Genomic DNA, 9,567 nt, shown 5'->3' on the forward strand with positions numbered 1-9,567 from the left:
TGGGCTTAGTGAAGAGGAGCGTATTAATCTTCTTACTCTTGATGATCGAAAATCTCGAAGGCTCAACCGTTATGTTAACTCGTTCTTTGAGACTTTCGAGCAGACTGTCAGGCCGTTAGTTTGTGCGAGGGTTGGTGAAAATAAGTTTAGAGTTTTAGGCCGCTCTCTGATTAATAAGCGAGAGCAAACAGGTTTAGAACTTAAGGAAATTAAGAGGAATAGCCCTCTGGGGGCATTCTTCGAGGGAGGTATCGCGTTATTTCAGGCAATACGGCAGGAGGCAAGATCAAAAGAGCTTCATGAGTACGATAAAGAAATAAAACAAACTGAGTTGGAGATATCGAAGGCTAAGCTGGAGGGGGAGAAAATAAAAAATATTTCCCTGGAGCTTAAATTGGCTCAAGATTTTGAGAAGATATCCAGGGAGTCGGACATTAGTGCTGTGCGCAGTCTTCCGCAAACAGCCGTAACACTTCAGCTTATTAAGGCTTACGGGCAGCAGCAGTCACACGCGGCTGGAGTCCTCCACAATCAGGACCTAACGCTCTCACATGGTGAGACGAGAATTATTGATGAGTTAATATAAGTTCGATGGTTGGCTGGTCGCTGGAAACGTGGACTGGAAACGGGGACGACTGGAAACGGGGACGGATCTATTTAGTGGAAACGGGGACGTGGAAACGGGGACGGATCTATTTAGAGGATTACAGTAGATGCAGCAGAAGATAGCGGTTGCAGCAGTCGGCCTCTTCGCGGGCAAGCCCTGCTCCTACAGGCGTAGCCGTGACATGGCGTGACGGGGCGACGTTAGTACCCCTCAATGCCCATGCTTCGCTTTCCAAGCGGCGTACTCCGACGGCCGCAAGCCATAACGCGCCAGCATCCCCTCATGCAGCCGCCGCAGTTCCTCAATCAGCAAAGCCCTGACGTCGGCCTGTTCGGACTCTGAAACACTCTCGCTCACGACCTGCTGAATCACGCTGAGCGGATCAAGTTCGGGCTGTTGGATGACCTCACGGATAGCCTGCTTGATGAGATCGCGCCACGCCAATCGCAAAGGGTCCGGCTCGGCCAGATCCTGCTTGATCGCCAGGTATTCCTGCGTCGAGCGCTCATAGGCCCAGACATACAGATCCCGCAGCAACTCCACCCGGGTCATCTCATACACTCCGAGCGTGGCCCGGCTGTAGGCCTGCTCCGGCACATCCAGAAAGGTCAGCGGGCACAGGTTGGCGCGGAACAGCGGCAGATTCGCGGCCAGGCGCGAGGTGCGTTTGTTGATGTCGGCGAAGGGCTGCAGGTAGGGCAGGTGCACCATGATGAAAAAGGATTGTTCGAATGGGTCGCGAATCTGGTTGGCCTTGTCCAGCAATACGTCCAGGGTGTCCTCGATTTGCTGGGGGGTAGACAGCGGGCGATAGACACTTTGGCCGATATCGACGGCATGTTGCCGAACCCGTCCCTCGTCCGAAGGGTTGGGCAGCAGGTTTTCCGCCAGGGCACTGTGCAGGTTCATCACGGTGTAGCGGTTGAACTCGGCGCTGTCGATATTGGCGACCAGCAGTTCGATGGCCGTCTTGTGGTTCAGGATCATCTGGGTTTCGATGGCCGCCTTGCCCTGGGCCGTTTTGCCGTGCTCGATGAGTTCACGGGTATCGAGGCGTGAGTAGGTGTTGCCCTCCAGGTGGCTCGAGGCCCATGACAAGTCGATCAGCAGCCGATTCAGAATGGCGCGGCTGTAGGTGCCGGCTGGCTCGTTGAGGTCGGCGGTTTTGCCCATCTTGTGCAATTGGCGGCGCAAGGGCTCGGACAAGTACCAGGTCGCGTTGGGTTGATAGTCGTCGAGAAATTCACGCTGGTAGCCCACGGGCTTGCGCGCTTGCGGAGGCAGGTTGATGTAGGCAAGCACTTCCTGGCTGTCGGCAGAAAGGGGGATGGCACTTGGGAAAGCATCGCCAGGTGCGTTCAGTGGCTCGGTCGTGGCTGGCGCGGCGCCGGCGCTGAAGTAGCGGCGCGCGCGGCCGTCGCCTTGTGCGGTGACTTGGCCGCTCTCGATCAGCTTCGCGATCAGGCGCTGGGCCGTGCGCCGGGCGATGTCGTCGTGCTGTGCAAGCAGATCGGCCAAGGTCAAGCCGTGGCTGGAGGCCTGGATGCTGCTCAGTAATTCGGTGCTGGATGACATGGCTGTGTTGGCGCAGTTTGAGAGGAGTGTGGCGCGATTTTGGCGCAGTTATTGAAACTGCGCCACTTGTATTGGCGCAGTTGGCGCGGTTTAGAAAGCGGGCCGTCACTGGAGTGCATGTCGCTACTCTTGAGGGGTTATCTAATGTGCTTGCCGTCCGGATGGCCAGTTGCCACGTAGGGTGCTTCTTTGTGTGACGTCAGCCGTGTCCGGTTCGACTGGTCGTCGATAATCCATGGGCTCGGCTCCGCTAGCATCCGAAATCAGTCTTCTGATGCTGGGAAGATTTCATCATGCAAGAAACGGATTTATTCAGCGCAAACACCCAAGGCTCATGGGAACTGAACCAGCATGACATCAACCTGGGGCCGTCTACCCGCTTGGCATTCGACATCAATAGTTCTCTGATGAGTTGCTCTGCCGTGATGCTTTTGGCCACGCCGCCAGATAGCCAGCGCCCCGCTTTGTCGCAGCTGGCCTGGCGGTCTTCGACCTGGTCAGTATCGGCCTGTGTGCCTATGAGGCTAGGAATGGCAAGCGAGCGCAATCGAGATGAAGTGACCGAGCAGGTCATTCAGTTATTCGTCGACATCATCGGTTGTGTTGAGCGGCATGAGGTTACCGAGCAAACCGACTTCGTTCATGACTTCAAGATTATCGATGACGACCTGAGCTGCTTCGTCATGCAGGTGCAGTGGCAGTTTCGGCTGCATGCCTCTCAGGAGGACTGGGATGTCATCACCACGATCAGGCAGGTCGTCGATCTCATCATGCGTGATTCTCCTTGAGGTCCCTGTTTGCCGATTGCTGATAAAGCCAGGGTTGAAGTTCAACCGGGAGATGGAGGCTGCTGCAGTTGGCCTCTTCGCGGGCAAGCCCGACTCCTACAGGTTAGTGGCGTGACGTGAAGCGGGTCGGGCGCGGAAAGACCCGCGCAAGTCGGATCTATTCGACACAGGCTTTCGGGCCCCTGCCTTTGTAGGCCGCGCACCAAGCCGACTTCAAAAGCTCCCGACAACGAGCATCATGCTCCGCCCGAACTTTGGCGACGCCCTCGGCGGTCATTTTTCCAGGCATGGTTCCACGCAACTCCATGAGTTTTCCTACCAGCAACTCCTGGGTTTCCGGGGTGTCTCCGATCTGCTTCACGAAGGCATAAGAAGCGGCGGACGCCTGATCGCGGGTGAGGTCCGGCTGGTCTCCAGGCACGGAGAGCAGCATGTAGTAGGCCGAGCACGTGAGGCGTTCGTCCTCGGCGGCCTGCGCTTGCAGAGAAGCGGAAACCGCACAGAAAAGCCCGAGGGCGGGGAGCCAGAAACGCATATGACCTGATGTCCATTCAAGAAAATGTGGAGGCGAAAGGCAAACGCCAGAAACGACAAAGCCCGCACAAGGCGGGCTTTGTTTGCTTTGTTTTGGTGGAGCCGGGGGGATTTGAACCCCCGTCCGCCAGTACTCCGCTGTCGGTCCTACATGCTTAGCCGTGTCTATTGAGTTAACCCTCAGCGACCCGACGGGCAGGGTGCTTTGGGCGAGTTGTGTAAGTTTTAGCCACTTCGTCCACAACGTACTACGCGGCGATTCTGTTCTGTATGACAATCATTTCGGGTTTACAGACATCCCCTGATGATTGCTGGGCCCGAAGGCACCAGAAGTGCATGTCAGCTGCAATTAAGCAGCGAGAGCAGCACCGTATTGGTCGTCGTTGGCAACTATAGAAGTTGCAACAGTGGATTAACGAGTTCTGTTACCAACTCGGCATGCACCTAGAGTTTCGCAACCAGCGTCGAATCCAAAACGGCCCCGAACCGGCTTACTTCTCAGTAGGCAGGCTCAGTGTACGCCAATGTGGCTCGAAAGGCCATCCCAAAGCTTGGCGCGACGTTTTTGACTAGCCGCCTTTCTGGCTGTTCTGGATCTGTTGGATCGCACGCTGGGTGATGGAGATGCACTCCTTGGTGCCTTCGGCGGTGTTTTTTGCCTGGGCGGCCTGGGCCTGTTGGACGCTGTTGGCGATTTCACCCTGCAGGTCCGCGGCGAGGATGGTGGTCTTGGCGTTGCTGATGGTTTGCAGGTTGGTGGCGCACAGGTCTTTCTCGCCATCGGCGAAAGCCGGGGCGGCAAGGAGTGCGGTGACAACGAACAGGCCGGGCAGTACGGAACGTTTCATATGGGTCTCCTTGAACCTGGGGTGCAGGCTGCGAGGTTGCCGACGTGGCAGAAAGACCCCGATGGGCGGGGCTTGCCCAGTAGACTGCACGGGGTGTTCAAGGTTCTATTTTTGTCGGGGTGGCGGGGGCTGTAGGAGCAGGGCTTGCCCGCGAAGGCATTCTCGAAAGGGCGAAAAGCTTCGCGGGCAAGCCACGCTCCTACAGTTGGGCGGTGGCGTTGAGTAGGACGGTGGCGGTCAGTCGAACGGTGGGGTTTTGAGCGGCTTGGACTGGGTCACGCGGTCGACCAGGTAGACCAGGCCGTGGTAGTCGATGCCGCCGTGCTGGCTCAGCCCTATCTCGCAGGTGCGACTGGTGGAGATACCTTCTTCGCAGTATTGCACCGCATCCTTGAGGGTGCGCAGCGAGTGGGCGTTGAGTTCCGGGGTGGTGAAGCCCTTGTCACCGGCAAAACCACAGCAGTGGATGCCTTCGGGGATCACTACGTTTTTGCTGCAACGCCGCGCCAGGTCGATCAGCGCCTGGCTTTCGCCCAGGTGCTGGGTGCTGCAGGTCACGTGCACGGCAATCGGCGCGTCCTGCGGGGTGAAGGTCAACTTATCCACAAGGTGCGTGCGAATGAAACGCACCGGGTCGTAAAGGTCGAGGCGGCTGTCGCCCAGGTCCTGGACCAGGCGCAGGGTGCATGGGCTGGTGTCGCAGTAGATCGGGTCGAGGCCGCCGCGGCTGGCGTGCAGCAGGGCGCCGATCAGTTCCTGGCGCTTGTGCTCGGCCTGTTCGACGTAGCCCTTGGAGGCGAACGGCTGGCCGCAGCACAACTGGTCGGTGTTGTCCGGGAACACCACTTGGTAGCCGGCCTTTTCCAGCAGCGAGCGGGTTTTGTCGAGCAGCGAGACCTGTTCCTTGTCGCCTGCCGCCGGACCCATCACCCGTGAGACACAGGCGGCGAGGTAGACCACCCGTGGACGTTCGTCGTTGACCGCCGGGCTGAAGTGTATCGCGCGCTCGGGTTGTGGCATGGCATTTGTCCACAGAGGCACGCGCCCCTTGGACAAGCGGGTCAGGCCGGCCGACAGCCGCGCCAGGCGTGGCGCGCCGAGCAGCATGCGCGCGCCGTTGGCGACGTGCAGGCTGAAGCGTGCACCTTGCAGCGTGGTGGCGAAGTTCGTCGCCAGCCAGTCGGCGCGCTTCACGTGGGTCGCTTCGCGGCCGCGCAGCTTTTTCACCAGCTCGCCGGTGTTGATGCCCACCGGGCAGCGCTGGGCGCACAGGCCGGTGGCGGCGCAGGTGTCGATGCCCTGATAGTGGTAGGCCGCCTCCAGCTCGGTGGTGTCGACGCCGGCGCGTTTTTTCGCCTGGATGTCGCGCCAGATGACGATGCGCTGGCGCGGGCTGAGGGTCAGTCCCTTGGACGGGCACACCGGCTCGCAGAAGCCGCACTCGATACATTTGTCGACGATTTCGTCGGCGGCCGGCAATGGCTTGAGGTTCTTCAGGTGGATCTGCGGGTCGTCGCTGAGTACCACGTCCGGGTTGAGGATGCCCTGGGGGTCGAGCAGGCGTTTGATCGCCCACATCAGTTGGTAGGCATCGCTGCCCCATTCCTGTTCGACGAAGGGCGCCATGTTGCGCCCGGTGCCGTGCTCGGCCTTGAGCGAGCCGCCGAACTCGACGGCCACCAGTTGCGCCACGTCGTCCATGAACGACTGGTAGCGGGCGACTTCCTCGGCGCTGTTGAAGCCCTGGGTGAAGACAAAGTGCAGGTTGCCTTCCAGGGCGTGGCCGAACAGGATCGCTTCGTCGTAGTGGTGCTTGTCGAACAGCTCGATCAGGCGGTTGACGCCGATGGCCAGTTGTTCGACCGGGAAGGTCACGTCCTCGATGATCACCGTGGTGCCGGTCTGGCGCACGGCGCCGACGGCCGGGAAGGTGTCTTTGCGGATCGCCCAGAGCTTGGCGTTTTCTGCCGGGTCTTCGGTGAAGTCGACCTGTTTTTCCACTGGGAAGTTCGCCAGCGAGGCCATGATCCGCGCCAGTTGTTCATGCAGCAGCGACGAGCTGGCGGCGCGGGATTCGATCAGCAGGGCGCAGGCGTCGTTCGACAGCTCGCGCACGAACGCCGGCATGCCGGGCTTGTCCTGCACCGAGCGCAGGCTGCGGCGGTCGAGCAGTTCGACGGCGGACACCGGCTGGCGCTTGAGCACGGTGACGGCGTTGCAGCAGGTTTCCACGTCGGGGAAGACGATCAGCGCCGAGGCCTTGTGCGGGTGGTCGACCACGGTGTCGTAGGTGACGGCACTGATGAAGCCGAGGGTGCCTTCGGAGCCGACCAGCAGGTGGCTGAGGATGTCCAGTGGCTCGTCGAAATCCACCAGAGCGTTGAGGGACAGGCCGGTGGTGTTTTTCAGGCGGTACTTGTGGCGGATCTTCGCGGCCAGTTCGGTGTTGGCGCGGGTTTCGCGGGCCAGGGTCGCCAATTGTTCGAGCAGGTCGGCGTGGCTCTGGCGGAAGGCGGCGACGCTGGCCGGGTCCTCGGTGTCCAGGCGGCTACCATCGGCCAGCACCAGGCGCAGGCCGGCCAGGGTGTGGTAGGTGTTCTGCGCGGTGCCGCAGCACATGCCGCTGGCGTTGTTGGCGACGATGCCGCCGATCTTGCAGGCGTTGATCGAGGCCGGGTCCGGGCCGATCTTGCGGCCAAACGGCGCCAGCCAGGCGTTGGCCTGGGCGCCGATGACACCGGGTTGCAGGCGGATCTGCTGGCCCTGCTGGCGAATCTCGCGGCCGTTCCAGTTGTCGCCGAGGACGATCAGCACCGAGTCGCTGATGGCCTGGCCGGACAGGCTGGTGCCGGCGGCGCGGAAAGTCATCGGGACCTGGTCGCGGGCAGCCAGTTTGAGCAGGGCGACCACTTCGTCTTCGGATTCGACGCGGATCACCAGTTTCGGGATCAGCCGGTAGAAGCTGGCGTCGGTGCCGAAGGCCAGGGTCGAGAGCGCATCGTCGAAGCGGCGCTCGCGAGGAATCAGCTGTTCTACCGAACGGAGGAACGGGATGGGCAGGCTCATGCAAACTCCTAACGAGGCCGTTGGCATCTGGCGTGCCCTGGCCGACCCCGTTCAATCAGGCGGTGATTCGTGCGGGCGCGATGCTTCAGGCGCCCAATTCACGGACCAGCGAATCACGGGTGATTTCGCTGATCGACTTGGCGCCGGTGAGCACCATCGCCACGCGCATTTCCTTTTCGAACAGCTCCAGCAGGTTCTTCACGCCCGCTTCGCCGGCGGTGGCGAGGGCGTAGAGGAACGCGCGGCCGATCAGCACGGTGTCGGCACCGAGGGCGATCATGCGCACCACGTCGAGGCCGCTGCGGATGCCGGAGTCGGCGAGGATCTTCAGCTCGCCCTTCACCGCGTCGGCAATCGCCGGCAGGGCGCGAGCGCTGGACAGCACGCCGTCGAGCTGGCGCCCTCCATGGTTGGAGACGACGATGCCGTCGGCGCCGAATTTCACCGCGTCCCTGGCATCCTGCGGGTCGAGGATGCCCTTGATGACCATCGGGCCGTCCCAGAATTCGCGGATCCACTCCAGGTCCTTCCAGGAGATCGACGGATCGAAGTTGGCGCCGAGCCAGCCGATGTAGTCGGCCAGGCCCGTCGGGTTGCCGCGATAGCGCGAGATGTTGCCCAGGTCGTGGGGCTTGCCCAGCAGGCCTACGTCGAGGGCCCAGCGCGGGTGGGTCATGGCCTGCCAGACCCGGCGCAACGGCGCGTTCGGGCCGCTCATGCCGGAGTGCGCATCGCGGTAGCGGGCGCCGGGTACCGGCATGTCGACGGTGAACACCAGGGTGGTCACGCCGGCGGCCTTGGCCCGTTCCAGGGCGTTGCGCATGAAGCCGCGATCTTTCAGGACGTAGAGCTGGAACCACATCGGCCGGTGGATGGCCGGGGCGACTTCCTCAATGGGGCACACCGACACCGTCGACAGCGTGAAGGGGATGCCGTGGGCGGCGGCCGCGCGGGCGGCCTGCACTTCGCCACGGCGGGCGTACATGCCGGTCAGGCCGACCGGGGCCAGGGCGACCGGCATGCTCAGGGTCTCGTTGAACAGCCGGGTTTCCAGGCTCAGTTCGGACATGTTCTTCAGCACGCGCTGGCGCAGGGCGATGCCGGCCAGGTCCTCGACGTTGTGGCGCAGGGTGTGCTCGGCGTAGGCGCCGCCGTCGGCATAGTGGAACAGGAACGGAGGCAGCTTGCGTTGGGCGGCTGCGCGATAGTCGGTAGAGGCGGAAATGATCATGGGAACTCGCAGCGTGGGTTGACGGGGTACGGCTGTCGGGGTCCACGAGAGACCCCGACATCCTCACGTTAGTGCACCAGCATGCCGGTGAAAACGTAGGCCTGGGCCAGCGTGATCAGGCCGACGATGGTGGCGAAGAACAGACTGTGCTTGAGCGTGAAGCGGAACAGGTCGGATTCCTTGCCCACCAGGCCGGTAGCGGCGCAGGCGACGGCGATCGATTGCGGCGAGATCATCTTGCCGGTGACGCCGCCGCTGGTGTTGGCCGCGACCAGCAGGGTGTCGTTGACGCCGATCTGGTGTGCGGTGGTGGCCTGCAGCGAGCTGAACAGGGCGTTCGACGAGGTGTCCGAGCCGGTCAGGAACACGCCCAGCCAGCCGAGGAACGGCGAGAAGAACGGGAACGCGGCGCCGGTCGCCGCCAGCACCAGGGCCAGGGTCGAGGACATGCCCGAGTAGTTGGTCACGAAGGCGAAGGCCAGCACCATGCCGATGGACAGGATCGGCCAGCGCAGCTCGTAGAAGGTCTCCTTCAAAGTGGTCAGACCAGTCTTGAGGTCGATCCTGAGCACCAGCATCGACACCAGCGCGGAGAAGAAGATCGCCGTGCCGGTAGCGGAGATCGGGTCGAGCTTGAACACCGCCGGAATCGGCGTCGGGTTGGCGACGATCGGTGCGGTCTTGATCACCAGTTGATCCAGGTGCGGTACGGCGAAGCTGAAGACGCTGTTGTACATCGCGCCGCCGGTGGCGAACATCGCCTTGAACGACTTCAGGGTCCAGATCGTCACCAGCACGGTGAGGATCAGGAACGGCGACCAGGCCTTGAAGATCTGGCCCAGGCTGTAGGGCGAGGCCAGGGTATTGCGCGGCTGGCCGAAGCCGCCGGCGCTGGCGGTGACTGCGGCAGCCGAGGTG

General features: G+C 61.8%; 8 protein-coding genes and 1 other RNA gene. 2 read left to right on the top strand and 7 right to left on the bottom strand.

Translation table 11 applies throughout. The features are described from left to right. The coding region (locus K675_RS30785) for a hypothetical protein (protein ID WP_037006497.1) at positions 1-586 on the top strand (586 nt) is incomplete at its 5' end. A gap of 231 nt (positions 587-817) precedes the next feature. On the opposite strand, the gene K675_RS0113825 is transcribed toward K675_RS30785, so the two are convergent. Further along, positions 818-2,182: a Fic family protein gene (locus K675_RS0113825; RefSeq protein WP_017904102.1), complete on the bottom strand. Its 1,365-nt coding sequence runs from the start codon at positions 2,180-2,182 to the stop codon at positions 818-820. Between the two features lie 530 nt (positions 2,183-2,712). Between K675_RS0113825 and K675_RS0113830 the strand changes: the two genes are divergently transcribed. Continuing rightward, a complete protein-coding gene (locus tag K675_RS0113830; protein WP_026145175.1) occupies positions 2,713-2,970 on the top strand; it encodes an acyl carrier protein in 258 nt (85 codons plus the stop codon). A 157-nt stretch (positions 2,971-3,127) separates the two neighbouring features. On the opposite strand, the gene K675_RS0113835 is transcribed toward K675_RS0113830, so the two are convergent. From K675_RS0113835 to K675_RS0113860, 6 genes are all read right to left on the bottom strand, one after another. Then, on the bottom strand, positions 3,128-3,505 hold the full coding sequence (locus K675_RS0113835) for a hypothetical protein (RefSeq protein ID WP_017904104.1): 378 nt from the start codon (positions 3,503-3,505) through the stop codon (positions 3,128-3,130). Between the two features lie 93 nt (positions 3,506-3,598). After that, positions 3,599-3,987: a transfer-messenger RNA gene (gene ssrA / locus K675_RS32315) on the bottom strand. Between the two features lie 86 nt (positions 3,988-4,073). Next, positions 4,074-4,352: a hypothetical protein gene (locus K675_RS0113840; RefSeq protein WP_017904105.1), complete on the bottom strand. Its 279-nt coding sequence runs from the start codon at positions 4,350-4,352 to the stop codon at positions 4,074-4,076. A 237-nt stretch (positions 4,353-4,589) separates the two neighbouring features. Continuing rightward, complete coding sequence (locus K675_RS0113850) at positions 4,590-7,418, bottom strand: FAD-binding and (Fe-S)-binding domain-containing protein (protein WP_017904107.1); 2,829 nt, start codon at positions 7,416-7,418, stop codon at positions 4,590-4,592. An 85-nt stretch (positions 7,419-7,503) separates the two neighbouring features. Further along, positions 7,504-8,649, bottom strand: a complete 1,146-nt coding sequence (lldD, locus tag K675_RS0113855; RefSeq protein WP_017904108.1) for an FMN-dependent L-lactate dehydrogenase LldD — start codon at positions 8,647-8,649, stop codon at positions 7,504-7,506. A gap of 68 nt (positions 8,650-8,717) precedes the next feature. After that, the coding region (locus K675_RS0113860) for an L-lactate permease (protein ID WP_017904109.1) at positions 8,718-9,567 on the bottom strand (850 nt) is incomplete at its 5' end.

The organism is Pseudomonas fuscovaginae SE-1 (genome assembly GCF_000364705.1).
Classification (GTDB): domain Bacteria; phylum Pseudomonadota; class Gammaproteobacteria; order Pseudomonadales; family Pseudomonadaceae; genus Aquipseudomonas; species Aquipseudomonas fuscovaginae_A.